26 protein-coding genes and 1 pseudogene are annotated in these 25,901 nt (G+C 41.3%); 11 read left to right on the forward strand and 16 right to left on the reverse strand.

What is annotated here, in order from left to right; genetic code table 11:
• The first annotated feature begins 386 nt into the window (after positions 1–386).
• The 3 genes and pseudogenes from NJ959_RS00420 to NJ959_RS00430 form a co-directional block, all read left to right on the forward strand.
• Positions 387–1,079 (forward strand): CPBP family intramembrane glutamic endopeptidase, encoded by a 693-nt coding sequence (locus tag NJ959_RS00420; RefSeq protein ID WP_254009763.1) that lies wholly within the window; start codon positions 387–389, stop codon positions 1,077–1,079.
• 266 nt (positions 1,080–1,345) lie between these two features.
• Positions 1,346–2,251 (forward strand): phosphate ABC transporter substrate-binding protein, encoded by a 906-nt coding sequence (locus NJ959_RS00425; RefSeq protein WP_256528493.1) that lies wholly within the window; start codon positions 1,346–1,348, stop codon positions 2,249–2,251.
• A 36-nt stretch (positions 2,252–2,287) separates the two neighbouring features.
• Positions 2,288–2,380 (forward strand): annotated as a pseudogene (locus NJ959_RS00430) (Rpn family recombination-promoting nuclease/putative transposase); the annotation flags it as partial.
• Positions 2,381–2,462: 82 nt separating this feature from the next.
• On the opposite strand, the gene NJ959_RS00435 reads toward NJ959_RS00430, so the two are convergent.
• Together NJ959_RS00435 and NJ959_RS00440 are read right to left on the reverse strand one after the other, a co-directional pair.
• Positions 2,463–2,765: a YciI family protein gene (locus NJ959_RS00435; protein ID WP_254009765.1), complete on the reverse strand. Its 303-nt coding sequence runs from the start codon at positions 2,763–2,765 to the stop codon at positions 2,463–2,465.
• A gap of 69 nt (positions 2,766–2,834) precedes the next feature.
• Complete coding sequence (locus tag NJ959_RS00440; protein ID WP_254009766.1) at positions 2,835–3,386, reverse strand: gamma carbonic anhydrase family protein; 552 nt, start codon at positions 3,384–3,386, stop codon at positions 2,835–2,837.
• 89 nt (positions 3,387–3,475) lie between these two features.
• On the opposite strand from NJ959_RS00440, the gene NJ959_RS00445 reads away from it, so the two are divergent.
• From NJ959_RS00445 to NJ959_RS00455, 3 genes are all read left to right on the forward strand, one after another.
• Positions 3,476–3,985: a TIGR02652 family protein gene (locus NJ959_RS00445; protein ID WP_254009767.1), complete on the forward strand. Its 510-nt coding sequence runs from the start codon at positions 3,476–3,478 to the stop codon at positions 3,983–3,985.
• A gap of 74 nt (positions 3,986–4,059) precedes the next feature.
• Positions 4,060–4,503: a VOC family protein gene (locus NJ959_RS00450; RefSeq protein ID WP_254009768.1), complete on the forward strand. Its 444-nt coding sequence runs from the start codon at positions 4,060–4,062 to the stop codon at positions 4,501–4,503.
• A gap of 137 nt (positions 4,504–4,640) precedes the next feature.
• Positions 4,641–7,535, forward strand: a complete 2,895-nt coding sequence (locus tag NJ959_RS00455) for a M16 family metallopeptidase (RefSeq protein ID WP_254009769.1) — start codon at positions 4,641–4,643, stop codon at positions 7,533–7,535.
• 611 nt (positions 7,536–8,146) lie between these two features.
• On the opposite strand, the gene NJ959_RS00460 is transcribed toward NJ959_RS00455, so the two are convergent.
• On the reverse strand, positions 8,147–8,650 hold the full coding sequence (locus tag NJ959_RS00460; protein WP_254009770.1) for a YbjN domain-containing protein: 504 nt from the start codon (positions 8,648–8,650) through the stop codon (positions 8,147–8,149).
• A 530-nt stretch (positions 8,651–9,180) separates the two neighbouring features.
• Between NJ959_RS00460 and NJ959_RS00465 the strand changes: the two genes are divergently transcribed.
• The 3 genes from NJ959_RS00465 to NJ959_RS00475 are packed head-to-tail and all read left to right on the forward strand — an operon-like array spanning position 9,181 to position 10,730.
• On the forward strand, positions 9,181–9,498 hold the full coding sequence (locus NJ959_RS00465; protein ID WP_254009771.1) for a hypothetical protein: 318 nt from the start codon (positions 9,181–9,183) through the stop codon (positions 9,496–9,498).
• Entirely contained in the window at positions 9,495–9,863 is a 369-nt protein-coding gene (locus tag NJ959_RS00470) for an aspartyl protease (RefSeq protein ID WP_254009772.1), read from the forward strand. The genes NJ959_RS00465 and NJ959_RS00470 overlap by 4 nt, the downstream gene beginning before the upstream one ends.
• Positions 9,864–9,869: 6 nt before the next feature.
• Positions 9,870–10,730 carry a TlyA family RNA methyltransferase gene (locus tag NJ959_RS00475; protein ID WP_254009773.1) on the forward strand — a complete coding sequence of 287 codons (861 nt, stop codon included), beginning with the start codon at positions 9,870–9,872 and terminating at the stop codon, positions 10,728–10,730.
• A 207-nt stretch (positions 10,731–10,937) separates the two neighbouring features.
• Here the strand turns inward: NJ959_RS00475 and NJ959_RS00480 are convergent, their stop codons facing one another.
• The 3 genes from NJ959_RS00480 to NJ959_RS00490 form a co-directional block, all read right to left on the reverse strand.
• On the reverse strand, positions 10,938–11,369 hold the full coding sequence (locus tag NJ959_RS00480) for a surface-adhesin E family protein (RefSeq protein ID WP_254009774.1): 432 nt from the start codon (positions 11,367–11,369) through the stop codon (positions 10,938–10,940).
• A gap of 186 nt (positions 11,370–11,555) precedes the next feature.
• Entirely contained in the window at positions 11,556–13,007 is a 1,452-nt protein-coding gene (locus NJ959_RS00485) for a GTP-binding protein (protein WP_254009775.1), read from the reverse strand.
• 122 nt (positions 13,008–13,129) lie between these two features.
• Positions 13,130–13,441: a hypothetical protein gene (locus tag NJ959_RS00490; RefSeq protein WP_254009776.1), complete on the reverse strand. Its 312-nt coding sequence runs from the start codon at positions 13,439–13,441 to the stop codon at positions 13,130–13,132.
• Between the two features lie 131 nt (positions 13,442–13,572).
• On the opposite strand from NJ959_RS00490, the gene NJ959_RS00495 reads away from it, so the two are divergent.
• Positions 13,573–14,325: an ATP-binding cassette domain-containing protein gene (locus tag NJ959_RS00495; RefSeq protein WP_254009777.1), complete on the forward strand. Its 753-nt coding sequence runs from the start codon at positions 13,573–13,575 to the stop codon at positions 14,323–14,325.
• 63 nt (positions 14,326–14,388) lie between these two features.
• Positions 14,389–15,927: a glycine betaine ABC transporter substrate-binding protein gene (locus tag NJ959_RS00500; RefSeq protein WP_254009778.1), complete on the forward strand. Its 1,539-nt coding sequence runs from the start codon at positions 14,389–14,391 to the stop codon at positions 15,925–15,927.
• 117 nt (positions 15,928–16,044) lie between these two features.
• Here NJ959_RS00500 and NJ959_RS00510 read toward each other — a convergent pair whose 3' ends face one another.
• The 10 genes from NJ959_RS00510 to NJ959_RS00555 form a co-directional block, all read right to left on the reverse strand.
• On the reverse strand, positions 16,045–17,067 hold the full coding sequence (locus tag NJ959_RS00510) for a DUF4351 domain-containing protein (protein ID WP_309242527.1): 1,023 nt from the start codon (positions 17,065–17,067) through the stop codon (positions 16,045–16,047).
• Positions 17,068–17,260: 193 nt separating this feature from the next.
• Positions 17,261–18,118: a sterol desaturase family protein gene (locus NJ959_RS00515; RefSeq protein ID WP_254009779.1), complete on the reverse strand. Its 858-nt coding sequence runs from the start codon at positions 18,116–18,118 to the stop codon at positions 17,261–17,263.
• A 128-nt stretch (positions 18,119–18,246) separates the two neighbouring features.
• Positions 18,247–19,257, reverse strand: coding sequence for a DMT family transporter (locus NJ959_RS00520; RefSeq protein WP_254009780.1), 1,011 nt, complete (start codon positions 19,255–19,257; stop codon positions 18,247–18,249).
• A 62-nt stretch (positions 19,258–19,319) separates the two neighbouring features.
• Positions 19,320–19,511 carry a hypothetical protein gene (locus NJ959_RS00525; protein ID WP_254009781.1) on the reverse strand — a complete coding sequence of 64 codons (192 nt, stop codon included), beginning with the start codon at positions 19,509–19,511 and terminating at the stop codon, positions 19,320–19,322.
• Positions 19,512–19,672: 161 nt separating this feature from the next.
• Positions 19,673–20,236, reverse strand: a complete 564-nt coding sequence (locus NJ959_RS00530) for a phytochelatin synthase family protein (RefSeq protein ID WP_254009782.1) — start codon at positions 20,234–20,236, stop codon at positions 19,673–19,675.
• A gap of 196 nt (positions 20,237–20,432) precedes the next feature.
• Positions 20,433–21,800, reverse strand: a complete 1,368-nt coding sequence (ovoA, locus tag NJ959_RS00535) for a 5-histidylcysteine sulfoxide synthase (protein WP_254009783.1) — start codon at positions 21,798–21,800, stop codon at positions 20,433–20,435.
• A 398-nt stretch (positions 21,801–22,198) separates the two neighbouring features.
• Positions 22,199–22,885 (reverse strand): cation diffusion facilitator family transporter, encoded by a 687-nt coding sequence (locus tag NJ959_RS00540; protein ID WP_254009784.1) that lies wholly within the window; start codon positions 22,883–22,885, stop codon positions 22,199–22,201.
• Positions 22,886–23,267: 382 nt separating this feature from the next.
• A complete protein-coding gene (locus NJ959_RS00545; RefSeq protein WP_254009785.1) occupies positions 23,268–24,575 on the reverse strand; it encodes a glutamate-5-semialdehyde dehydrogenase in 1,308 nt (435 codons plus the stop codon).
• A 142-nt stretch (positions 24,576–24,717) separates the two neighbouring features.
• Positions 24,718–25,170 (reverse strand): GNAT family N-acetyltransferase, encoded by a 453-nt coding sequence (locus tag NJ959_RS00550; protein ID WP_256528490.1) that lies wholly within the window; start codon positions 25,168–25,170, stop codon positions 24,718–24,720.
• Between the two features lie 310 nt (positions 25,171–25,480).
• Entirely contained in the window at positions 25,481–25,870 is a 390-nt protein-coding gene (locus NJ959_RS00555) for a nuclear transport factor 2 family protein (RefSeq protein ID WP_254009787.1), read from the reverse strand.
• Between the last annotated feature and the right edge of the window lie 31 nt (positions 25,871–25,901).

Below are 25,901 nucleotides of genomic sequence, written 5' to 3' on the forward strand. Positions count from 1 at the left end.
TGCGTCGTTTCAGCTATTGTGGTCTAATAATCCAAAGGAGGGCTAATGACCTTTTGGAGATTTTACACCCTATGGTGAGCTACTTCAGCATTTTCACTTCAGTCGCGACAACGGTTAGGAAATCCGAAAACGCTAGAATCAATTCACAGCAAGCATTTCAATGGGTGAATGAGTAAATGCCTGAATGGGTGACTTTTGACTTTTGTTATATCCTCTCTATACAGCCCCTCATCGATTATATTCAAAAAATTAGCACCCCTTTGTAGGTCAGACCCAATAATTTGAGGAAGCTAGCAAGTTACTAAAGTGGCACAAACCTGACTCCTTTACTGTAGTGAAGGGTTACCGTTTATCAGTATATTCTGGTTGGAAACGGAGGATTGAAAATGCTTGAATATTCCGCTCGTAAAAATGTCGGATTGGCTGTGGGATCGATTGTAGCTGCGGCTAGCATCGGTGCGGCAATGACTGTGTATATTTCGCCGGGAATTTTAGGACGGATATCGTTTTCATTATGCCAAATTTGGATGATAGGGCTACCTCTGATGTGGTTTTTTTGGATTGATGGAGGCAAGATTAATCTACCACTGCCGAAGCGAAAAGAATTATTAGTAGGCACTCTATTGGGATTGTTAATGTTTGGCATTATTATCGCTATTTATTGGTTTTTTGGTCAAGACTGGATCGATCCTATAGATGTGCGAAATAGAGCGAAACAAGTTGGTATTAGTAGCCAAACTATTTACTTAGTAGGTTCTATTTATTTTACGGTTGTTAACTCTTTGCTTGAAGAGTATATATGGCGTTGTTTTGTTTATAGCAAGTGTGAAATCCTGATACCGGGAAAGGGGGCTATATTTGTGGCAGGATTGTTTTTCACACTTCATCACATCATTGGTTTGGCAGCTTACACTAACGACTGGCGCGTTGTCATGGTAGCCTCATTAGGCGTATTTATTGCTGGATCTCTGTGGTCGTTGTGTTATTTGCATTACCGTTCAATATGGTCTAATTATATCAGTCATGCTCTGGCGGATTTTGCGATCGCAATTGTCGGTTGGCAATTGCTATTTGGATAAGGAGGTAGGTAAAATTAAACCTAAAACGGCTCTCCGGGAGTTATGGTGATAAGTCAAAGTTATTGAAATCACCAAAGGCATACTAGATCGGGTTTCCCCCTGCTAGAAAGCCCCCCTGCCCCCCTGCCAAAAAAAGGGTTTTCCACCACAAGTACGGGAGATCCCCTAAAACTTGCAGGTGTAGAGACTAGCAGGTGCAACGTCTCTACATCAGTATCGTTAAAAATGATATTTTTCCACCTATTTTAATCCCATTAATCGTTACTATGTCACAAAAGAATGAAACTGTAACTCTAATATTAGCCCTAGGGATCGCCGCTGGTATATTAGCCATTGGCTTTTGGTGGTTTACCCGTAAATCTGACGTGAATCTAGATGCTAAAAGCGATAATAATAATCCTGCCACTAATGTGACTGAGAATAACTTTCCACCTCCGACAAATGTCCCTAGTGGCACAGTTGTCAATATTGAAGGTTCTACCAGCATGGTGCAAATTAATCAAGCACTTAAAATAGCTTTTGAACGTAAATTTCCCGGAACAACCGTTAATACTCAATCTGGCGGAACCGAAAAAGGAATTCAGTCACTAATTGCTGGTACTGTAGATATTGCTGCTATTTCTCGTCCTCTGAATGCTCAGGAACAATCCCAAGGTTTAGTTGCTGTACCCGTAACCAAAGACGCAATCGCAATCGTAGTCGGCGATCAAAATTCATTAGGTAGCAAAGGATTGACGCAAACTCAAATAGTGGTAATTTTTCAAGGAAAAATTACAGATTGGGCACAAGTAGGAGGAAAACCGGGAACTATTCAGGTAATTAATCGACCTGTATTTAGCGGCACTCATCAAGCCTTTCAATCAAAAGTATTAGGAGGACAGAATTTTGGCACTACTCCTAATATTATAACTTGGCCTAAAGATGAGACTACTGCTGTACTGCAACAATTGAAAACAGATGGAATTAGTTATGCAACTTTTGCTCAAGTGGCAAATCAACAAACAGTGCGAATAGTAGCTGTGGATGGATTGACTCCCCAATCTGCTAATTATCCCTATCAAAGAGAACTTTCTTATGTCTACAAACAGCCTGCTACTCCGCAGGTACAAGCATTTCTAGGCTATGTTAGTTCACCAGAAGGGCAGAGTGCGATCGCCGAGGGGGTAAAATAAAGGAGAATAAAGCAGTTGCAGAATTTATCCTGCCTAATTCCCGAAATTCATAGAGCATTTGAAATTGCTAACCAAGCTAATTTAACCCGTGAAGAAATGGAAGACCTAGATCCGCGAGAAATGTTTATATAGGGATAAGTAAGAAACCTACGCAAAGCTTAACCCATCCTACATATAAATATTTTGCGTAAGTCCTGACATATTCACTTTCCTAAAAACGATCCCCTCCAATATGTACCTGCCACTCCACAACCCTAGCAGAATCGGCTAGCATACCATCTCGCGCACGAGGGCTACTCTTGACAATAGCTTGAGCCTCTTCAAGATTCTCCGCCTGAATTACCCAAAGCCCAGTGCCATCATGAGGAAAAAATGGACCGCAGCAGAGTAGTATTCCTTTCTCCTCTTGTTCCCGAAACCAAGCTAGTTGATTTTCATCATGTTGTGGGTGAGTCTTTTTATATTCGTAATATTCTGGAACAGTTGCTACGACAACGGCAAAAAGTTTAGACATAATCCTCTTTTAGTAATTTCAGATTACTTTCAAATTGCAATGGATATCTGGAAATCATAAACTGCTAAACTACTCCCTAACAAACCCCAAATCCGTTCCTTTCCCCGCGTGAACTAAAGCTAATTTCTCATAACGTAGCGCATGTTCAATTAAATCAGCCGCTTCCGCCTCCGAAAGTTCCCGCACGCGCCGCGCCGGAACCCCAACCACCAGAGATAAGGGGGGGACATCTTTCGTCACCAACGCACCAGCACCCACGATACTGCCATATCCCACACGCACCCCATCCAAGACAATCGCACCAATCCCAATCAAGCAACCGCGCTCGATATGGGCTGAATGAATCACAGCTCTATGTCCAAGGGTGACATGATCTTCTAAAATAGTAGGCTTACCCGGATCTCCGTGTAAAATAACACCATCTTGAATATTCGTGCGATCGCCAATTTCGATCCGCTCGACATCGCCCCTGACAACCGCACCATACCAGATGCTGACACCAGAGCCGATGGATACATCACCGATAACCACTGCATTTGAGGCGACAAAAGCAGCTTTAGAGAGATCGGGAGGAGACCAATAGGAAGTGGAGAAAGACAATTGCGGATTAAAATTATTCACAGATATGATTAATTTAGTTGTGGAATGCCCCTTAGATATAATAAATCCACAGGCACTAGCACATATAGCAAAGATGCCGAGAGCGCTTAATGATTAATACTAGCTTGCAGTATCCCATATTTGGGTCAGAAATTAATTGTCCCCATTGCCGCCAGACAATCGCGGCGTTAACTTTGACGGATACTTATCTGTGCCCCCGTCATGGTGCATTTGAAGCAGATCCGAATACAGGGGAACTCGTTCACCTCCAATCGGGACGACACTGGCGTTTGTGGCAGGATCAGTGGTATCGTCAACACACCCATCCAGACGGAATTCGCTTTGAAATTCACGAGGCATTGGATCGTCTCTATACCCAAGGATACAGAGCCACAAGGGTAATTATCGCCAGTCGGTATCGGGAATTAGTCAGCACCTACTTAGAACGTAGCACCCCTTGGCGCGGTCAATCCGATCCCACCAAACCCAGATTATACGGCTTACCCGTAGAATTTAGCCCAGATCCCGCAGAAGATCCTTGTTGGGAAGTAATCAATTTTGATTTGGAAAAAGAACCAGGTATCCCTGTCCGCTATCCTTATTTTAGATTATTTGAATAGAGTGGTTATTTGTTATTTGTTAAGAAAAATCCAAGAACAAACAACAAACAACAAACAACAAACAACAAATTCCTATGCACCACGCTTCGATTCGGACTGCCAATATTCACCGTGCGATCGCGTTTTACGAACTATTAGGTTTTACTGTATCTGAACGTTTCACCGCCGGGATTACTCTCGCTTGCTGGATGGAGGGATTGGCAGGAAGAATCGAACTTATCCAAATTCCCGAACCCAAGCCTGGACCAGATCCTTTTGGTGATGAACATTACGTTGGCTACTACCATCTATCCTTCGATCTAACTGATAGTGTAAGCGATATACCAACGTGGTTGACTAATTTAGAAGGGCAATTTGCTGAAGCATCCCACAATAACCCAGATCAATTCCAACCTCTTAAAATTTTATTACCACCAACTCAACAGATGATTGGTTCCCTAGTTTACGAAGTTGCTTTTATTGCCGATACTGATGGTTTACCGTTGGAATTTATACGGGTGATGACATCTATGGGTTAAACAACCTGAGTGGATTGGCACTATTGGGAATAACCTTTTAATAAACCACTAAGACACTAAGACACAAAGGAGGAGATAGATTTCGTTAGACTAGGATAGCGATCGGAGTTAATTTTTTAGTTCATGCCAAAAAATCTATGGGTTTTAAGTTAATCTTGCGTAGTCGTGGTTTTCTGCTATTCCTGTTCGGAATCTGTCTGAGTACCGTACTCTTTGCCACGAAAGCTACTTCCATTCCACCAACTCTCCCTCAATCGAAACCAGCAGTCACCTCTGCTTATAGCGTTAATGACAATAGCAATTCGCCACAAACGGCTGTAAAACTAGTGTCAGCAAACAAATCTACCGACACCCCACTAAAATTAACCCAAGGTGTCCGTAAGACAGTATTGGATAATGGTCTTACTGTCCTTACTAAAGAAGTCCATACTGCGCCTGTTGTTACTGTACAGGTGTGGTATAAAATTGGTTCTCGTAATGAATCCCCAGGTGTGAATGGGATTGCCCACCAATTGGAACACATGCTATTTAAAGGTACAAAAGATCGTCCGATTCAATTCGGTCGTCTTTTTAGCGCTTTGGGCAGTGATTTCAACGCTTTCACCAGTTACGATCATACTGTTTATTTCGGTACTGTAAAACGTGAAAAGTTGACACCGTTACTAACCTTAGAAGCGGATCGAATGGTAAATTCAACCATCGATTCAGAACAATTAGAAACAGAAAAGCGGGTAGTAATTTCTGAGTTACAAGGTTATGAAAATAGCCAACAATATCGACTTAGCCGCGCTGTAATGCGTCAAGCTTTTCCCTATCAATCTTATGGTTTACCTGTAGGTGGAACAAAGGCAGATGTGGAGAAATTTACTGTTGAGCAAGTACGGGAATACTACCATAAATATTATCGCCCCGATAATGCCATATTAATTATTGTCGGCGATTTTCAAACTGAATCTACTCTGGCTAAAGTCAAAGAAACATTTGGCAAAATCCCTAAGAATGGGGAGTCGGGAATGGGGAGTGGGGAGTGGGGAAAAACCAATAACCAACAACCAACAACTAACAACCAACAACCAACAACTAACAACCAACAACCAATTATCTTAAAGGAACAAGGTAGTGCGACTTTCTTGAATGAAGTCTATCCTTTACCTGCAGCTAACCACCCTGATGGACCTGCTGTTGATGTAATGGATTATATATTGACTGGGGGGCGTAATTCTCGACTATACCAAGCCTTAGTGGAATCTGGTATTGCTAGCAACTTTTCAGGTGGTGCAATTAACTTAATTGATGGGGGTTGGTATGAAATATCAGCAACGGCTGCACCTGGCAATCAGTTGACAGAAATTGAGCAGGTTATTATTTCAGAAATCGCTACTTTGAGTGAGAAAGGTGTTACCTCCGAAGAACTCCATCGGGCTAAAGCTCAACTGACTGCTACTGTAATTTTAAATAACCGAGACATTACTAGTCAAGCGATGCAGCTTGGTTCCGATGAATCTGTTACTGGCGATTATCGTTTTACGGATCGCTATTTAGCGGCAGTCCAGAATATTAGTGCCGCAGACGTACAGCGGGTTGCTAAAACTTACCTTGCTAGTACTAATCGAACTGTCGGCTTTTTTGAACCAACGAAGTTGGATAATCAACCAGAAGGAACGATGGTTGGTGGGAGTCAAACTAGCGAAAAGTTTAATGCTGGACCACCTGTAGATCCTGCGGAGGTAGCTAAGTATTTGCCTCCGGATGACTCTCAGACTGGACAAATGAATCAGTCTCTACCAGAGGAGTTTATTTTAGCTAATAATCTGCGGGTGTTGCTGTTACCTGATTCTAGTACACCTACTGTAACTTTAAGTGGTTATATCCGCGCGGGAACTGAGTTTGATTCAGAAGTTTTAGCAGGGTTGGCTAGTCTGACTGCTGATAATTTAATGAATGGAACGAAAACACGAGATGCGCTGGAAGTGGCGAAAGGATTGGAAGATTTAGGTGCAAGTTTAGGCTTTAGTGCCAGCAGGGAAGGTGTCAGTATTGGTGGGTATAGTTTAGCGCCAGATTTGCCAATGCTGATCGAAACATTCTCAGATGTTGTGCAAAATGCGACATTCCCTACGGATCAGTTAGAATTAAGCCGTCAACAAACATTAACTGACCTAACTGTAGCATTAGATGAACCAGCAGTAGTCGCCAGACGGACTTTCCAACAAGCGATTTATCCAGTAAATCATCCTTTCCATGCTTTTCCCACAGAAGAAAGCTTAAAGCGGATTACCCGCGAAGATGTGGTGAAGTTTTATCAGACTAATTACCGTCCTGAAACAACTATACTGACTCTTGTTGGAGATTTCGAGCCAGCCAAAGTGCGATCGCTATTAGAATCTCAATTATCTTCTTGGAAAGGAATTGGTAATCCGTCAATTCCTCAATATCCAGAGATATCTATGGGGAAGACTATGGTACAATTAAACCCAATTCTTCCCGGCAAAACCCAATCTATTACCTTGTTGGGTAATGAAGGAATTAGCCGCAAAGATCCTCGTTTCTATGCGGCATTAGTGCTGAATCAAATCCTCGGTGGCGATACTTTATCCAGTCGATTAGGAGCAGAAATTCGCGATCGCCTTGGTTTGACTTATGGTATTTATAGCTACTTTCAGGCGGGACAACATCGAGGACCATTTGTAATTTCCATGCAAACTGCGCCAGAAGATAGTAAAAATGCGATCGCAAGTACTATCGCTGTGGTGCAGCAGGTACGAGAAAAAGGTGTAACAGCGGCTGAAGTTGCCACAGCTAAACGAGCAATTAGCAGCCAATATCCTGTTGGTATTGCTAATCCAGATGGTTTGGCTCAAACTATTCTGGATAACGAAGTTTATGGATTAGACAAGAGCGAAATTCGCGCATTTGTCAATCAAATTGAAGGAGTTACTTTAGCAGAGGTAAATCAGGTGGCGAAGGAGTTGCTCCATCCAGATAATTTAGTAGTTGTGACTGCGGGTCCTTCTGTGGCGGCTTCTCGGTAGATTAGTTAGTGCGAGCTGTGCTGTGCGAAGCGCAGATCGCACTTATTTCAGGTATGTGAAGTACAGAAAAACGACAAAGAAACCCGGTTTCTGAGGTGTACTTCATCCAACTGAAAACCGCTATAAATGAGCCGATAACCTGCACTTTTACCCTTTTGAATATTACTATTTTTAACTCTTACTTTGAGAATGAAATAGATGATTCCTGTCACTTCAACGGCTCTCATCTTTTTACCCTTAATTGCTTTTAAATTTATCTTAACCCAATATCATCATTCTTTTGCCATTTGAACTTATAGCAGTTGCAATAACCGTAGGGTGGGCAGTCCCCACCAACGTAATAATCAGCTTTTTGCCTTATATTGGGGACTGCCCACCCTAGATAAAACTCTTTTTTTTACATTGGTGCAAGATCTCAGTAGAAGATGATTTGTAGGGAGGAAGCATAAGGGCGATATCCTTAGTGAAAAAATAAATATCGTCATCTCCCAATGCTTCCCCCAGCCCTAAAGATAAGTCTATAGCACTTCTCAAATGCTAAGAATATAACCAGGCTAACAGTCTCTTATTTATGTTATTTCCAGTTGACTTCATGTTTAAAACAATACCATTTAAACCACACCAAACTCAGCTTGTAATGCGTCATCATTATCATCAGCAATAGTAGCGACAATAGTAATAGCACGAGAAATTTCGCCAGGGGATAATTCCGCCACTGTGCGCGATGCTAAAACGATAACTCGCTCCTCTACAATACCAAAACGGGCTTCAAATGTATCAGACCAATTCATTTCCAGAAGCTTTCGCATCAACTGAGGTTCATTATTTGCAGGTAGTTGAAGTACCGCAGACCAAACAGTGAAGGTATCATCATCAGTAGAACCCGTAAGTTCCACAAAAACTTCAACACTACCATACTTAAACTTCCACAGGTAACCTTCCTCATTGCGGCTAACCATGGCGCTATCTTCTTCTGCCAAACTGGAGATTACTGTTTCAATTTTCTCCGCATAGTTTATGGTAACGACATCCTCTATAAAATCAGTGGAGGCTACATCTTCTGTTGACAATTCCTCGGTGGTGATTGTCTCCGGATTCGGCTGTTGGGTAGTCATAGCAGTTGTTCTGACATGATGTTAGGGTTTACTTAAAACAGAGTATCGCCTCTGGGTGTCCTTCTGGGTACTTTTACCATATTAGTTTTATTAATCTTTTTTTGGCGATGGCTTCTCTGCGAGACGCTAGTGCAGCGCCGAGCTAGCCTAGCACTAATTCTAACGCCCGCCTCTGGTATCCCAAACTAAGCTGCGGCGCATCTAAATTGGATATTAAATTTGTGGAAAGGGCTGTGGGGTGTGGGGTGTGGGGATATACAAATTAAATCCACCCGCAGCTTACCATACCTTCCGAAACCTTCCTCTCTATAGCTTTGGCGCTGCTGAATTGGTCAAGGAGCGGCGAATTTATAATTAATTACACTGGGCGTTCCCTCACTTCGTTCTCGTTTGCCAAAATGCTTCAAACATACCATAAGTCTAATCCAATCATCTTCACTGTTAAGCAAATTGGAGTTTCTGTTATCAGAGGATTCATGCTATATTTAGGTACGCTATTAAAAATAAAATTTTATCAAGGATCAAAATTAATGACAACAACAAATTCTACCCGCACAATGAGGAGAGGAAGGATCTTTCCAGAAATACAATGGTCTCCTGAAAAAATTGCTCAATGGAAAGCCGAACTTGAAGCAACTCATAAACGTTGTAAAGTGGTTTTCGATCGCCTTAAGCCTGAGTTGATTGAAACTCACTACAACTGGTATATTGCTGTCGATCCAGAAAGTGGAGATTATGTTATCGACCAGGATATAGAAGTGGCTACACAGATAGCCCATCAGAAGCATCCAAATTCTAAGCTCCACGTTTTCCGGATTAATGATACTGGAGTGTGCGGCACGATATGATTCAAGGTACATTTGGTGATGAGGATGAGTTATTTTTTGAAATTGATTTGCTTGCTGATAATGGTTTTGAACTACTAGTTGATGCCATGCTTGATACAGGTTTTTCAGGTTGGCTAGCCATTGATAAACAAGATTTAGAGGGATTTGATTGGACTTATCTACGTCAGCAAACTATGACAACAGCACGAGGAGATGTCGATTTTGAACTCTATATTGGTAAACTCCGTATAGATGGACAAGAATTCGATATTCCCGTTCATGCGGGTGATGGAGTACCGGAAATTTTAATTGGTCGTAAGTGGTTGAAAAATCGGCAGTTATTAGTAGATATGGAGTCAGGTGTTTTGACTCTGGGAAAAAGTTAAAATTACATGACTAAACAACGCCTCGATACTTTATTAGTAGAACTAGATTTATGTTCATCTCGACAACAAGCACAGCGACTAATTCGTGCTGGCGAAGTCATGGTGAAACAGCAAGTTATTGATAAACCAGGAACGGAAATCGATACAACTGCGGAAATTAAGATTAAAGAAAGATCCCCTTATGTATCTAGAGGCGGCGAAAAGCTAGTCAAAGCCCTAAAATTATTTGAAATTACTGTAGCGGGAAGGATTTGCTTAGATGGTGGTATTTCCACAGGTGGTTTTACCGATTGCTTGCTACAAGCTGGTGCGAAATTAGTTTATGGTGTTGATGTTGGCTATGGGCAAGTTGCTTGGAGTTTGCGAAACGATCCACGACTTATTTTGAAAGAACGGACTAATATTCGCTATCTTCAACCTAGCGATTTATATGGAAATTCACCGCAGTTTGAAGAAGGAGATAGAGGGGAGACGATTGAGGCAAGTGGAACCTCGTTTTATCCAGATTTGGGGGTTGTGGATGTATCGTTTATTTCCCTTACTAAAATTATTGTACCATTGTGGAATCTATTGCAAGCACCTCGCGAGATACTGTTATTAGTAAAGCCACAATTTGAAGTAGGAAGAGAGCGGGTAGGGAAAAAAGGGGTAGTGAGAAATTCTAACGATCAAGCCGATGCGATTGCACAAGTTTTAACAGCAGCCCAAAATCAAGGCTGGCTTTACAAAGGTTTAACTTACTCACCTATTACTGGTCCGGCTGGTAATATCGAATATCTGCTATGGATGGGAATGGATAGCCAAACTCCAACTCCCGACTTAGGCACGATTAAACAGATTACTCAGTCTGCTGTTTCTAATTTTTGAATGGGGAGTGGGGAGTGGGGAAGACAGTTTTGAGTTTTGAGTTTTGAGTTTTGAGTTTTGAGTTTTGAGTTTTGAGTTTTGAGTTTTAATTCAAAATTGAGAACTAAAAACTCATAACTTTTAGGGGGAGTGTGGAGTAGGGAGTGGGGAGTGGGAAGCAACAACCAACAACCAACAACCAACAACCAATAACCAACAACCAACAACCTAGAAACGATTTCCAGCTTTATTCTCAAAACAAACCCTTTCTAAAACAACGCCCTCGGTAGAATCCGAGGGCGGTTTTTGTGATTCCATTTTAATTATCTCATCATGTAACGTTTCTCCCTGTAGCCCTAACTGCATCTTACGCTCGATTTGGTACGTTTCGCGATCGCAATCAAACTTACCATAAAACTGAATAGCATTCACTGTTGGCTTAGATTGGGTTGTGTAATCAACTCGTACCCAAACTGTAGCGGTTTTATCCTTTTTGGAGTACTTTCCAGTATCTATTGAAATGATATTTTTGTCCTTAGTTTCACCAACTGGTATCCATTCCCCGGATGCTTCCGGTGTTGAGGTAGTTTGCGCACAAGCTGAAAGAGTCAAGGCAAAGAATACCAAGAATCCATACAAAGCTTTTCTGGTTGCAGTCATAGCTATTTTTTTTTTACACCTAAACTTATTTTGACCTTTATTTATTTTTCGTCAAGTAACTTTACACAATCTTTAAACTCTGATGGTAATTTAAAGATTTGATGAAGAACGCTAAAATTTGAAGTTTTTTTGTCAAGAAACGAGCCAGCCAAAATCAAGTAAATTACCCATCTCTTCCTTCCTGTCTTAGTATCTTGGTGGTTGATTAAATACTTGCTCTCCCAACTCCTGCCGCAAGCGATAAAGAATAGTATCTGGTTCCACACTATTAAGAATTTCTTGAATCACAGTACTCGCACCAAGGGGACCCCAAGTACAACCTTGTTCTAAATAAATCTGCGCCGCATTACCAACAGCATAAGCACCATAACCAGCAATTGAAGCTTGAGTAACAGCAGCCCCAGCATAAGCAGTTAAACCTGCTGGAGTATCAACCGTAGTGGCAATAGCAGAAGCACTTTTGCCCAATCCTAAAATAGCACTACTACCAAGTTCACCTAATAATAATCCACCAGAACTAATGACTATTTTACGCCAAAGTTTCCCTGCTTCATAACTCGTCATTGGTAAACCATATAGTCTAGATAGGGAACGAATCAGTACCAAATCGGCAATAGTACCGCCAAAAACATCTAATAACCCAATCGGATTGAGGGCAACTCCCAGCGCCTTATACTTAGCAAAACGCCAGATTAAATTTTCCGCTTCTTTTTTCCGGATTTCCTGTGTTTTTTGGGCAATAGTAGCTTGAGCATTTCGGGATTGAAATAGGGCGTTTAGAGATAGTAAAGATCGCCCTTCTCGGTTGAGAACAGTTAAAATTTTATCCTTTAACTCATCCACTTGTGGCAGCGGAGTTTCCCATTGATATGTTACCTTACCATTAGGCCATTCAACCCGCACTTGTAGGGGAGCAGGTTCTGCTGCTACCATAACTATTTCATTCTGCGATAATAACTTTTGCAAACGGCGATCGCGAGGACTACCTGTTCCCAACTCTTGTAATTGTTGGTAAATCGCTGCTCGGTCTTTTTCTGGATAAAGATCTATTTTATTAAACACTAAAATCAGCGGTTTTTGAGCTTGTCGCAATTCGCAAAGCGCCTTATATTCCGTGCGAGTAATATCCCCCGCCACCACAAATAGAATTAAATCTGCTTGCCCAGCGACTTCTTTTGCCATTTGTGCCCTAGCTTCCCCCTGAATTTCATCTAATCCAGGAGTATCGATTAACTCAACCTGTACTTTCCCCTCACTAATAGGTGTCCATCGCACCGATTTTGGCCATTGAGTCACTCCATGTAAAGGACCAGTTTGCAGGATTTTTTGTCCCAGCAAAGCATTAACAACTGATGATTTACCACGACTCACCAAACCAAAAGTAGCAATACGAATTACACTTTGCTCTAACTTATCCAGGCTAAACTGCAAAACTTCCAATTCATTGCGGAGCGCTGCTTGCAATTCCACATCCGGAAAGGGTTCCCTAGGGCGACGCAAATTAGTATACCAAGACAGCGCTTGCCGCAAACTAGCACGAGTGCGGTTAAAATCCGTTTCCTGCTGCTGATTGCGGGTAAGTTTGGTTGGGCGGGAGGAAGATTGAGTCAAGGATAGATTCACAAAGGACAACGACATCTCTATTTTGCGCCAATCTGCCCAGAATTGCGATGGCAAGATGAAGGCTAAAGGATGAAGCCTTCATACTTCCCCATTCCGCCTCGACGGCTCGACGGCTCGACTGAGCGCTCGCCGAAGTCCTACTCACCATTCCCTACTCTACTAATCAATTCCTGCTCAGGTATCCGGTGACCATTTTCCGGGGTTCGATCTGAATTATCGTACCTAACGCCAACAGGTTTCCAGTTTTCTCGGATATACTCTAAATCTTCTGCCGAGGTGACATAGTTTTCAGCGTAGCCACAAGTAACGCAAACATAAGTATCCAGGGAAGCATAACGGGCAACTGAGCTACCCACCGTTAGGGTGATTGTATTCAGGGCGGGAAATTTGCGATTCCGATTGGATCTAACTTCATGGGAACCGCAGGCGCGACACTGACCATTTTTCATTTTGGTAACGCTAAAATTTTGCTTTTATTCTTTTTTCACCCTGAAGACGGTTGCATCCGGACAAAAGTTGCCGTCTACTCTAAGGATAAACGGTAAAGTGGAAAGGGTAAAGAGTAAAAGCAACAACTCTCATGTCTCAAGCCGCAGAAATTGCCGTTGAATTTCGGGATGTCAGTTTCCAGATTAATCGCCGTACCCTCTTATCTCAATTGAATCTTACCATCTTTCCAGGAGAAGCGATCGTCTTATTAGGACGTAGTGGTAGTGGCAAAACCACTACTTTGAAATTAATTAATCATCTCCTTATACCCACAGGAGGGCAAGTTTTAGTTAACTCACGCCCTACTACTGACTGGGATGCCATTCAACTAAGGCGGCGCATCGGCTACGTTATACAGGAAATTGGCTTATTTCCCCACTTTAGCGTGGGAGAAAATATTGGACTTGTACCTTCACTAGAAAAGTGGACGGAACAGAAAATTCAAGCGCGAGTCTATGAAATGTTAAACTTAGTTGGTTTAGATCCAGAAATCTTTGCTCAACGCTATCCCGATCAACTATCTGGTGGTCAACGTCAACGAGTGGGTGTGGCTAGGGCTTTAGCTGCAGATCCCCCCATATTATTGATGGATGAACCTTTTGGCGCACTTGATCCTATCACTCGCCTGGAATTGCAAGAGCAGTTTCGCTATTTGCAAAGGCAATTGGGAAAGACTGTTATTTTTGTCACTCACGATATACAGGAGGCTTTCTTCTTGGGGACTCGAATTGGGTTAATGTATGAAGGTACTTTAGTTGCGCTAGGAACCAAAGCTGAATTTCTCGAATCTCAACATCCAGAGGCACAAGCTTTTATTGCTTGTTTGCATAGTGGAGAAAATTAGTGAGAAACCTAACCCGGGAGGGGTAAAATTAATTATTGAGATAGACATTTTTATTGGCAATTTATGTTTTTCAATCAATATGCTTCAGAAATCATCCTCCACACGGTCGAACATTTAGTATTAGTTGCTATCGCGATGACTGTGGCTATCTCCATTGGAATACCTTTAGGTATTCTCATCACTCGCAAACCGAAATTTGCCTCACCAATTCTTGGTTTAGCTAACGCCATTCAAACTATTCCCAGTTTAGCTATTTTTGGTTTCCTTATTTCTGTACCATTTTTAGGAGGAATTGGCAAAGTTCCTGCCATTGTTGCCTTAACTCTCTACGCTTTACTTCCCCTGATTCGCAATACTTATATCGGGATTAATAGCGTCGATCCTGCGATTCGAGAAGCGGGCAGGGGGATGGGAATGACAGACTGGCAATTACTCTTTCAGGTAGAAATTCCCCTGGCTTTAGGTGTGATTTTAGCGGGAGTTAGAGTGGCAACAGTTATTTCTGTTGGGATTGCCACTATTGCTGCGGCGATTGGTGGTGGTGGATTGGGAGTTTTTATTTTTCGGGGGATTTCTACAGTTAATAATCAGCTAATTCTCGCTGGAGCAATCCCAGCTACTTTCATTGCATTAGGGGCAGATTTCGCATTGGGATCGTTAGAAAAGCAACTAACGCAACAAAGGAAACAAAACCGCAAGGGAAATATAAATCCTAAAATAGTTATTTCTTTTACTGTCATAATATTACTGGCTGTAGGATTAATTACTTTTGCCTATCGACAAACAACGCCAACGATTGTGATTGGATCAAAAAACTTTACTGAACAAGTAATTTTAGGAGAATTACTAGCTCAAGAAATTGAATCACATACTAACTTAAAAGTGGATCGTAGTTTAAATTTAGCAGGAACGTTTATCTGTCATGAAGCTGTCAAAGCAGGACAAATTGCTGGCTATGTAGAATATACGGGAACGGCGTTTACTGCTGTATTGAAAGAAAAACCGATTAGCAATCCTCAACTTGTCTATGAAAAAGTTAAAGAAGAATACAATCGTAAATTTCAATTAGAAGTCATGCAGCCTTTAGGATTTAACAATACCTTCGCGATGATTATCCGGGGTGAAGATGCTAAACGCTTGCAAATCAAGACTCTTTCAGAAGCTGCGAAGTATACTCCTCAAATGGTAGCAGGATTTGGGTATGAATTTCTTGAACGAGAAGATGGCTATCCAGGGTTAGCTAAAACTTATGGCTTAAAGTTTGCCAAGCCGCCGCAACAAATGGAGTTAGGATTAATGTATAAGGCTTTAACGGAAAAGAAAGTAGATTTGATTGCCGCCAATTCTACCGATGGCTTGATTCCGGTTTTGAACTTAGTTATTTTAGAAGATGATAAGCAATATTTTCCTCCATATCAAGCTGTGCCTGTATTCAATCAGGCAACCCTGGAAAAGTATCCAGAGTTACGCGGAGTTATCGAGAGATTGGCGGGAGTGATTTCAACGGTGGAAATGCAAAATATGAATTATCAAGTGGATAATCAATCTCGCCCTGTTGAGTCAGTTGTGCAGGAGTTTATTAAGTCTAAGTCTAAGCTGTGAAATAACTAAAGTTGCTAGTTATAACCTACAGGAGGGATGGTGCGTTAGCATTAGCGTAACGCACCCGACAAACAGGGTTTTTGCTTAAGTAATGATCCACAAATAACCAATAATAATTTATTCCTCCTGTTGCTCTAATTCATCTAACCACTTGACTAAATCTGTTACTTCCGAAAAATCTAATAAGGCTTCTCCTAATGATTCTACTTGCTCAATTGATAGCCGCTGAACTCGGTTAATTAGTGATAGTTCAACTTCTCCTAACCTTCGGTTTAACAGGCGTATAATTAAAGATACTTGGGCTTGTCTGGGATCTTTCCGTCTCAACCAAGTGACTAAATCCTCAACGTTAAAAAAGTCTAGCAGCGCTTCAGCTAACTCTTCTAAGAGGAAAGTAGATAATCCTCGAATTTGTTCTTGCAGTATGGGGTTAATTGTACCCAAGCGTCGGTTTAGCTGGCGCAAAATTACAATTGCTTCTCCTTGTTGTTGCCCTCGCTGTACTCCTTGTTGTAAAATATCTTGATAAATTACAGATCCTTGCATGATTTCCTCCCGAAATAGTTGACGAATAAGATTTTTTTCAAACCGCAATCCAGCGAAAATCTGAGTGCAACTGGCTATTGTTTGCTGTTGTTCCCTATCGGAAATTGTAGCAATTTGTTCTGCCACTTGTGTGAGTAAGGTTTCGGGAGAGTCGGTTTGGGTTAAGGTGGCTAGGGGTAATAATCCAGGATTGGCGAGAAATAGGGCTGGGTTTTGTTCCCACAAGCGGATAACTCGATAGTGGTGCGATGTGTTTCTGTCTCGATATTCTTGGGTGAAAACTACCTCTGAGGTTGTTTGTTGCAAAAAGATGACTACTTGTTCCACCTCACAACGGTATTGCCGTTTTAATCTGACTGAGTAATCGAGCATTCGCAGTGGCATGGGTGGGTCAGAATAGGGAAGGGTTTGGAATTCTAGGTGTAATATTTGGTTGGCTGTTCGTAGAAAGGTGATGGCATCTGCACGAATTGGTTCGTTTGTCAATTCGGTTTTGAGGATTTCAATATTGGATGATTGAATTCCTAGTAACCAATTGGCAAATGCGGTGGGGTATTTTTCGGCTAGGTATTTGCATGTGTTATCGTAACTCAAGGTTTAGTTTTGCTATTGGTGTTTGGACAGTTGGGAATTTAGCGCAAACGGCTGAAGATAATAACGCTATCAGAGTCAATGCCAATTTTACTACTAACAAAGGTGAAGTTATCCTTATCGGAGATAGAGATAGTAATCGAGACGGTAGTGTCAGCGTCGGGCTGATTCCTCTTTATTATCCTTGCTATGTCTACTACTTCATGACTATCTTCTCCAAAGAAGCGACAGGGAACATAATTCCCGGCTTCTTTGTAGGAGGATTCAGGGTTTTGAATACCCGATCCCAAAATCCTTGAATGCCATAGTTTCCCTTAAAACAAGTATGATGAAGATCGTGAAAATCTGAGGGAATGAAAAATATTGATAAGGAACTATGACCTTCTAGATTGTAAGCATTGCCTATAATCGTCCAGGCACATAGTTGGGTGATATCATAACCAAATATAAAGATAGGCAAACACTCGGCAATGGTAACAATAATATATTCAGCTAAGGTTTTATGTCCAGCCACAAAACTTGATGTGTCAGGAAACTCATGATGTTTAAGATGTATTTTCTGGAAGGACTTTCTGTGAAATAGCCAATGGGTGACGTAAAAACAGAAATCAAAAACAACTATCCTCATCAAAAACCATCCAAGATTCAGGAGCAAGCTATATCCTCTATCTACCTCTGGCGCTAGATAGAGGATAATTAAGGCTGCTATGAAACTTCTGATTTCCCCAATAATAATGCCTTTGGCAGTAAAGGAATGAAATGTTTGTTTTTTGACCTGCTTAACTCTGACATTTAGTTTCTCTCTCAGGGTATCATTCTTTTTAATTACATTTTCGATGAAAATGCCCATGGTATAAAATGAGATAGAACCAATAAGCGAGTACAAAAGCACCTGAGTGATAAAATTGAGTTCTATATTTATATAGTGCAACAGCCAATAAAATAGTTGCTGAAAGATTGTGCAGGTAATAGCTATTTTTAAATAAAATTCAAACTCAAAACAGATATCAAAGAATTTTTTCATCATTGTATCCTCAATGTATTTATTAACCATTTAGATAAAACCACCCTGTTTCTCACTTTTTAGATCATGTCCGGTAGCATCGGTTCTATGCTCGCAACTGATGGGTTATTTCTGCCCACCTGCACTAGTGCTTCTAAACTACAGCACTTCCCGCTCTATTAAGGCTGTGAGGTTTTAAGAATCTCGGTGTCAAGAGACAGGGGAGTGTCAACTTTGGCCGTTAATTCGCTAGTTGTAGCTAGGTATATCCCTAGCATCACTGTAGGAAAAGCCAGCAAATTATATAAATCTAGTCTTTCGGAGAAAATTACCCAAGCGAAGATACCTGTCAAGATTGGCTCAATCAATAAAACCATAGCCACAAACCCTGAAGAAAGCCATTTAAGAGCATATAGTGTAGAGCAGAAACCCAAAACAACAGTCCAAGCTAGCCCCACAACTGCTAGCCATCCACCCCATGAAGAAGGGAAAATGCAATCTTTGCTTGTACAAATGATCGGTAATATTGCTAAAGTGCCAATAATGCACAAGTAGAAAACTGTAGTGACAGCATCTAAGTGATGTCGGACACGTTCAACAAGGATTAGATATATAGCGAAAAAGAGCGCAGAAATCAGGGCAATTCCGTCACCTAAGACTTTGCTAGTTCCGTATAATAGGTCATCAAGTCCGAGAATGACTGAGCCACTGATGGCAATTATCATACCCAGAATAAATTTGCGATCAAAGCGTTGACCAAATAACAGGAAGCCTATAACAGCAACAAACAGAGGAGTGAAGTTATGCAGCAGTGAGGAGTTAGCCAGACTCGTCTGAGTAACTGAAAATGCCCAAAGAATTTGTTGGGCAGCAAAGAAGACTCCTGTTAATAGCAATAATCCTATTTGGCGACTGCTATAGGGATTAACTGGTGAGGGCTGTTCAGGCAAAAGTTCACTTCTTTTCCTCATAAATGCCTGACCTAATCCCAAGATAGCACCTGCTATCCAGAGGCGATGAAAGATGATCGCCTTGGGGCTAATTTCATTTTCAGCGAACTTGACCAGGATTGGGACAAAACTAATCACCACTGCGGCGAATAATAAGGCTGCGATCGCTTTGTTTTTTGGATTGGCAAAAAATGCTTGTCGCGATAGAGATTGTTCAGATACAGTGAGTTGATTTGTCATGCTTTATGTATATTGCCTACCCTTTAATAAATTAACATATAATTACTTATAACGCTAATGACTTATTTCTCTAGATAGGAAAAAAGCTGATCTGGCTTGAAGGCTAAATTATCAAAACTGGGTTTGAGAGAGACAAAAACATTTTCAGAGTTTAACCATCGGTTTTGCGAGCAAGAGTTCTCAGCGCTGGCTGGCAAGCTAGCTGCCCCCATCGCCAGAATTATTGCTAAACAAAAAGCGAATAGTTTTTTCATGATTATTCCTTTTGCGAGATCGTTGAAATGTCATATTCAGGAATTACGCAAAGCCTCCATCTGTAGGGTGCGTTAGGCTTTGCTAACGCACCATCCCCACTATCAGTAGCGTCGCGACCTAAGTCCTGACATTCTAATTCAGCAATAGGTACGGCAGAATCTTAGTTGCTATTCTTCCGCACAACAATCATACCACGAGAGCGATCGCAGGCAGAATCTTTATCCACACAGGCTTTATACATCAAATCTATAGGACACTTCCAAAAGCGAGTGTATCGCTTAGGATTTGTATCTGCAATAGTGATTTCCTTAGCATTAGGATCGTAGTCTGCTAACAGGGAGAAATGTCCTCCTTCCAGGTTAGGGTTATTGTGAGCAATTTTGGTATTGAAGTTGAAAATGTGAATGTCATTTGTATCTGAAACCGCTTTTTCCACAGATGCCACAAACTTCTCCATCGTCATTGATGGACTGTCAAAATATTCCACACTGACGGTGAGTGGTAAGTTGGCATTCTCGACATATTTCACACAGGTATCGTATGTCTCAGCCAATGTCATCCCATCATCTAAAACTGAAGCGATGGGTAGCCTCGTTGCGTAGAAAATATCATCAACCGTTGTCGGAAAGCCTAACGCAGTTGTCGCATAAGCAAGGGCTGTGACGTTACAACAACGAATCGGTTGTTGAAATTCCGTCATCTGAATATTATCAAAATCTTTCATGATTTATCTCCTACTTTCAGTACAAGCAATCAGTTTCAACTTCTTGATTATAAGCTAAAACAATAGTCAGTTAATTTCGTGTACTTCCCCATCTATAGCATTCCTAAATTAGTCGTAAATAAACCCAAGCCAGAACCCTTGTAGCCCAGGCATCTTGCCTGGGTATATTTTTATAAACCATTTAGGATTGCTATATCTAGACGGTGGGTAATTTCCGATCTCGAACAATCCGAAAACCAGCGTGCTGATAGAAATTCGGACGGAACCAGTTGCGATAATATTTTAAAGCTTCTGTCCCGTTCGTGATCCAACATCCCCCTAACATCATATTATGTTTGGTATCAAAAAAGATCGCAGAATTGTCTTCATAAAGAAAATGCGGCTTATATCCTGAAAGTGGATTTAAGTTATCGCTCAACCATTCCCACACATTCCCACGCAAATCATATAATCCAGATGGACTTTTGGCGGTTTCTAACATCCCGACGGGAGTGGGAGAACCGAATTTGAAATTGAGATTATAATTCTCTACATCTTCTACCAAACCATGACCATAAGTTGCTAGATTGTACTCGGCTTCAGTCATTAACCGAGTCCCCTCACCTTGGGCGCGACAGTAAGCCATTGCTTCATAATGATTTACTTCCACAGGCCAATCTAATGGTAACTCCATTTCATCAAACATGGCGCGATATTTATAACCACCATTTTCAGGCAGCCAAAATTTCGGATATTTGATATTATTTTGAGTCTTCCACTCCCAAGCTTCTTCATTCCAATAGTCTGGATTGTCGTAGCCACCACCCTGGACAAATTTTAGAAATTCACCATTGGTAATTTGATATTTGCTAGCGACAAAAGGGGCAACTTCAACAGTGCGCGAGCCATAGTCAATATCCCATCCGTAGGTAGAATCATCATCAGCTTTACCCAGTTTTGCTACCCCACCAGCCACTTCTACCATTTCATTCTGAGGAAAGTAACTGTTAGCCGGGGCATATTTCCAGTTGGCGGGGCGTTTCACTCTCTCAATCGGGAGTTGGCGAATTAACATCGAAGATGTTTCAATGTGAATCCGCTGATGTTCAAGTCCCATCATTAAAGCCCAAAGCCGATGATCCGGATTGATAGGAGTGTCGAATTCGGTTTTCTTAATCAGTTCTGATATAATTTTATAGGCTTGTTCTCGATACTGCCAAACCTCTTGGACTTCTGGCCAATTCAGATGACCAATTACTCGATCTAGTTCTTCAGGTATTTCTGGATCTACCCCAAGTTCAAACAGGATTTCATAGTCATGATTTAGTCGCTTTTCTAATAAGCCAACACGGATTAATTTGTTGATATAAAAAACTGCAGAATGTCCCAGATAAAAAATTAGGTGATTTCTCAGGGGGTCAGGATTGAGATAGAATGTATCTGGCCCTACCAGACTTTTCATCATCATATCTTCTAGTTGCCAAGCCTCCTCAAAGTAATCGAGGATTGTTTGGCGTAGCGATACCCCACTGGAGGCATCGCAACTATCAAGTTTGGGAGGATAAGTAGCTTGGAGAGTTTTCATGTTATATTTGCGTGATACTCTAACTTGGGCGAAGCAACCGTCTAGAGACAAGGGTGCTTGACAGGTCAGAGAATATCACATAGTCTTAACTTTGACAAGGAGTGATGATAAAGTTGTTATAGTAGTCGCCAAGGCGGTTACGGTATCAGAAAACCCCAAAACCGATTCATAGCAAGCATTTCACTTTTGACTGTTGACTTTTGCTATATATAGCGGTTTTATCCCAATGGCTTAGGGTGCGTTAGCGCAGCGTAACGCACCCTACTTCTAACTACAAAGGAAAATGCAATCTTTCTGTTTGGAGTTTATAACATGCCCACGGGATTGGGAGAACCGAATTTGAAATTGAGATTGTAATTATCTACCCTTGCCATTAAAACCTTCTATCCCAATAACATTTAATCAGATTTGCGAACGATCAAATCCATGAGATTAGTTTTCCCGATTTCCAGCAGGGTTAATTCGTTGACAGGGGGCGAAGTTTTGCCCAGTTGATGCCAGCTTGAACCCATCAAAGGTAAAGAACTTCCGGCAATAAATAAGGCAATCAGTAAACTAATTATCCCGTCTAACCAAAAGCACTGAAAAGCATAAATAGCAAGGGCGCTCATCATCACTCCCACAGAACTTGCCAAATCTGCCAATATATGTAAAAAAGCCCCCCGCACATTCAGATTACTTTGGCTATCTTCATGGAGTAGAGCAATACCAATGATATTAATTGTCAGACCAATTGTCGCCGCGATCAACATTGGAGTGGTGAGGATTTGCTGGGGAGATTCCGTCAAGTGGGTAATGGCTTCCCAGGCAATTAATCCTGCCATCAGCAGCAATCCTACACTATTTAAGAAAGCAGCGATCGCATCTAAGCGAGGTTGCCCCCGCAGTCGGCGGCTAATAGTCCAGCGGGTGAGCCAACTGGCACTCAATGCCAGGAAAATTGCGCCCCCATCTGCAACCATGTGCCAAGCATCAGAGCGCAATGCAAGGCTATGGCTTAAATATCCTGCAAACCATTCCACAATCGCAAATATCAAAATTACCACCAGCATCACTGTCAACCGAAAGCGTTGCTGATTGTCCATTGGCTGCCTAATACAGTTCGCTGAATTGCAAGTATGCTCAAAATAAGCCATTTAGAGAATCCTTCTGTTTAAAAAACTGTACTGCAGAGAGTTAGAATCTGCCTATATGAGAAGCAAGCGAGGCAGAGCCTCTGGATATGGGTTCCCAGGCTCCAGCCTGGGAACCAGTTAAGGGCGATGGTGTTCATCTGGGTAGAAGAGAATGTTGAACCAGAACTTAAAGTCTTCGTCTATAAGATAGGAAATCATTGAATTCCTGGAGCTTGCCACCATAGCTAACAATTTTGATTATTGAGAAAGGGGCAAGGTTTTATACCATATCTGAGCGTGGGTATTCAAAAAATTAATATAATTTTACAAACATCATTTTGCTGTTGAATCTTCACCCTAAATCCCGATGGGTAAATGCCTTCGCATCTTTCCCTGCATAAGTCGCCACCACATCACCTTTCCCTGTCATCTTATATTTATAAGTTACCAATCCATCTAACCCCACGGGGCCGCGAGGTGGTATTTTATTAGTACTAATTCCCACTTCTGCACCAAATCCATAGCGAAAACCATCGGCAAAACGAGTGGAACAATTGTGGAAAACATTAGCTGCATCCACTTGATTCATAAAGGTTTCGGCTGTTACTAAATCTTCTGTAACAATTGCCTCTGTATGGCGAGATCCGTAAGTATTGATATGCTGAATAGCATCATCTAAGGAATCGACTATTTTAATAGAAAGAATTAAATCGTTGTACTCTGTACGCCAATCATCCTCAGTTGCTGGTACAATATCCAAAATTTGACAAGTTGCTTCATCTCCACGTAATTCTACCTGACTTTCTTGCAAAGCTCCTGCTACAATGGGGAGAAATTTATTTGCGATCGCACTATGGACTAGTAAGGTTTCTATCGCATTACAAACCGCCGGGTATTGGGTTTTCGCATCCACAGTTAGATTTACTGCTTTTTCTAAATCAGCAGTACTATCTATATATAGATGACATATTCCATCTGCATGTCCTAATACGGGAATGCAAGTATTATCCTGGACAAATTGGACAAAAGAGTTAGATCCTCTGGGAATAATTAAATCGATATATTCATCAAGCTGTAACATGGCGATAGTTTCTTCCCGCGTAGTTAATAATTGAACTGCCGCCGGATTTACCGATGTTTGGGCTAATCCCTGATGAATTGCTTTGACAATCGCTTCACAAGAACGAACCGCTTCTTTACCACCTTTCAAAATTACTCCATTACCCGATTTTACCGCTAAAGAAGTAATTTGAATTGCGGCATCGGGACGAGCTTCAAATATAATTCCTAAAACACCTAAAGGGCAACTAATTCTTTTTAAGATTAATCCCTCATCTAATTCCCGATGGAGTTGCACTTCACCCACAGGATCTTTAAGTCTACCAACATCCCGCACCCCTTGAATTGCCCCTTTTAACTTAGTTTCGTCTAACTTGAGGCGATCGTAAAGTGGTTTGGCAATATTATCTTCCTTTGCCGCTTGGCAATCTGCTGCATTTGCGGCTAATATCTCAGGTGTAGCAGCTTCTAAAGCTTGGGCAATTGCTTCAATGGCTTGGTTTTTCGCTTCTGTGGAGAGAATCGCCAACTGACGGGCAGCTTGGCGGGTAGATTTTGCGATCGCACTGAGGGATAGGGCAGAAATTTGAGTTGCTGTCATGGATTTGGTCGATCGAGACTTAACCTGATATTTTACCATTGGGGAGGGATCTTTGGTTTTTGCGATCTAGGGAAAATTATTTAACCACTAAGACACAAAGACACGAAGGAGGAGTAATTGGGTAATCTTTTATGGGATGGGATTAGGATCTAATCCACTTTGTCATGATATCGCGATCGCAATCTTCAAAGCCCATTTTATGATAGAGGGAATGGGCTGTATTATTTTTTCTTTCCACTACCAGATGAATGGCTTTAATTCCCAGAGAATTACAAAATTCTGTGACAAATTCTAGGACTTTTGTTCCTATACCAGCTCGGCGATATTCCTCTCGAATATATAATTCATCTATAAGTCCATCCCTGCCACCAAACTCTAAACTGTAACCGAAAGTGAGAACAAGATAACCGATAGCTTCTCCATCGCCATAAATTAGCCAGACATATCCGAGTGAATCATCTTCTAAAAGTTGTGATAAGGCTGTATTAGCAATAGATTCATCAAACCTGATATCCTCATGTTCGTACAGCTCTTGGATGAATTTCATGATCGTATCGCTTTCAGATAATTTCGCTACTGTTAAGGTTATATCCATAATATATTTAAAGTATCTAATATTTCAAAATTGATTTCTTTACTAGAAACATTTGAAACTACCAGGATAAATCAAGACAACCCTCTGCGTACCTCTGTGTTAAAAAAACATCACATTTTCTTAGCTACAGATTTGATATAATTCCCAAAAATAAGAACAATGATTTGGTATTGATTGGTAGATTTTATTAGTTCAATCATTAGATGTAGGTTAGGTTGAGGGAGGAAACCGAATATAGTCAAGGTAAGTTGGGTAACGCTTGCGCTCTACCCAACCTACATTTTTAGCTTTGCCACATCACGACAATTTCCTATTCTCCCTTAAGTTGCGCCATCATCTCAGATTCATTCCAATAGGATGATACCTTTTGAATTTTGCCCACCTCATTAATTTCAAAGGTACTAATTCCTTCAGTCATCGCATTTCGCCCATTCTTCGCTACCACTCGCATTGTCCACTTAACTGCTGCATTATTACCAACAATAATGATATTGTCTTGTGACAATTCCAGCTTTTCAAAGAAAGCTGATAGCATCCCAAAAAACTTGTGAAAATCTTCATGTGCTTTGCTGGGAGGATTGCCAATGGGATCGCAAATAACTGCATCCTCAGCAAATGTATCTACCCAGCCTTCTGGATTCATCGCTGCCATGTTAGCGAAATAAGCGGTTAAAGTTGATGAGATTGCTTCTTTTGACATGATTTTATTCTCCATTAAGTAGCAGATATAT

This window comes from Limnofasciculus baicalensis BBK-W-15, from assembly GCF_024178385.1.
Taxonomy (GTDB): domain Bacteria; phylum Cyanobacteriota; class Cyanobacteriia; order Cyanobacteriales; family Coleofasciculaceae; genus Limnofasciculus; species Limnofasciculus baicalensis.

What these genes read in the sequence shown, in the direction of transcription:
- NJ959_RS00420 (WP_254009763.1), top strand. Translation starts at nt 387, where the DNA reads ATGCTTGAATATTCCGCTCGTAAAAATGTCGGATTGGCTGTGGGATCG.
- NJ959_RS00425 (WP_256528493.1), top strand. Translation starts at nt 1,346, where the DNA reads ATGTCACAAAAGAATGAAACTGTAACTCTAATATTAGCCCTAGGGATC.
- NJ959_RS00435 (WP_254009765.1), bottom strand. Translation starts at nt 2,765, where the DNA reads ATGTCTAAACTTTTTGCCGTTGTCGTAGCAACTGTTCCAGAATATTAC.
- NJ959_RS00445 (WP_254009767.1), top strand. Translation starts at nt 3,476, where the DNA reads ATGATTAATACTAGCTTGCAGTATCCCATATTTGGGTCAGAAATTAAT.
- NJ959_RS00450 (WP_254009768.1), top strand. Translation starts at nt 4,060, where the DNA reads ATGCACCACGCTTCGATTCGGACTGCCAATATTCACCGTGCGATCGCG.
- NJ959_RS00455 (WP_254009769.1), top strand. Translation starts at nt 4,641, where the DNA reads ATGGGTTTTAAGTTAATCTTGCGTAGTCGTGGTTTTCTGCTATTCCTG.
- NJ959_RS00460 (WP_254009770.1), bottom strand. Translation starts at nt 8,650, where the DNA reads ATGACTACCCAACAGCCGAATCCGGAGACAATCACCACCGAGGAATTG.
- NJ959_RS00465 (WP_254009771.1), top strand. Translation starts at nt 9,181, where the DNA reads ATGACAACAACAAATTCTACCCGCACAATGAGGAGAGGAAGGATCTTT.
- NJ959_RS00470 (WP_254009772.1), top strand. Translation starts at nt 9,495, where the DNA reads ATGATTCAAGGTACATTTGGTGATGAGGATGAGTTATTTTTTGAAATT.
- NJ959_RS00475 (WP_254009773.1), top strand. Translation starts at nt 9,870, where the DNA reads ATGACTAAACAACGCCTCGATACTTTATTAGTAGAACTAGATTTATGT.
- NJ959_RS00480 (WP_254009774.1), bottom strand. Translation starts at nt 11,369, where the DNA reads ATGACTGCAACCAGAAAAGCTTTGTATGGATTCTTGGTATTCTTTGCC.
- NJ959_RS00485 (WP_254009775.1), bottom strand. Translation starts at nt 13,007, where the DNA reads ATGTCGTTGTCCTTTGTGAATCTATCCTTGACTCAATCTTCCTCCCGC.
- NJ959_RS00490 (WP_254009776.1), bottom strand. Translation starts at nt 13,441, where the DNA reads ATGAAAAATGGTCAGTGTCGCGCCTGCGGTTCCCATGAAGTTAGATCC.
- NJ959_RS00495 (WP_254009777.1), top strand. Translation starts at nt 13,573, where the DNA reads ATGTCTCAAGCCGCAGAAATTGCCGTTGAATTTCGGGATGTCAGTTTC.
- NJ959_RS00500 (WP_254009778.1), top strand. Translation starts at nt 14,389, where the DNA reads ATGTTTTTCAATCAATATGCTTCAGAAATCATCCTCCACACGGTCGAA.
- NJ959_RS00515 (WP_254009779.1), bottom strand. Translation starts at nt 18,118, where the DNA reads ATGGTTAATAAATACATTGAGGATACAATGATGAAAAAATTCTTTGAT.
- NJ959_RS00520 (WP_254009780.1), bottom strand. Translation starts at nt 19,257, where the DNA reads ATGACAAATCAACTCACTGTATCTGAACAATCTCTATCGCGACAAGCA.
- NJ959_RS00525 (WP_254009781.1), bottom strand. Translation starts at nt 19,511, where the DNA reads ATGAAAAAACTATTCGCTTTTTGTTTAGCAATAATTCTGGCGATGGGG.
- NJ959_RS00530 (WP_254009782.1), bottom strand. Translation starts at nt 20,236, where the DNA reads ATGAAAGATTTTGATAATATTCAGATGACGGAATTTCAACAACCGATT.
- ovoA (WP_254009783.1), bottom strand. Translation starts at nt 21,800, where the DNA reads ATGAAAACTCTCCAAGCTACTTATCCTCCCAAACTTGATAGTTGCGAT.
- NJ959_RS00540 (WP_254009784.1), bottom strand. Translation starts at nt 22,885, where the DNA reads ATGGACAATCAGCAACGCTTTCGGTTGACAGTGATGCTGGTGGTAATT.
- NJ959_RS00545 (WP_254009785.1), bottom strand. Translation starts at nt 24,575, where the DNA reads ATGACAGCAACTCAAATTTCTGCCCTATCCCTCAGTGCGATCGCAAAA.
- NJ959_RS00550 (WP_256528490.1), bottom strand. Translation starts at nt 25,170, where the DNA reads ATGGATATAACCTTAACAGTAGCGAAATTATCTGAAAGCGATACGATC.
- NJ959_RS00555 (WP_254009787.1), bottom strand. Translation starts at nt 25,870, where the DNA reads ATGTCAAAAGAAGCAATCTCATCAACTTTAACCGCTTATTTCGCTAAC.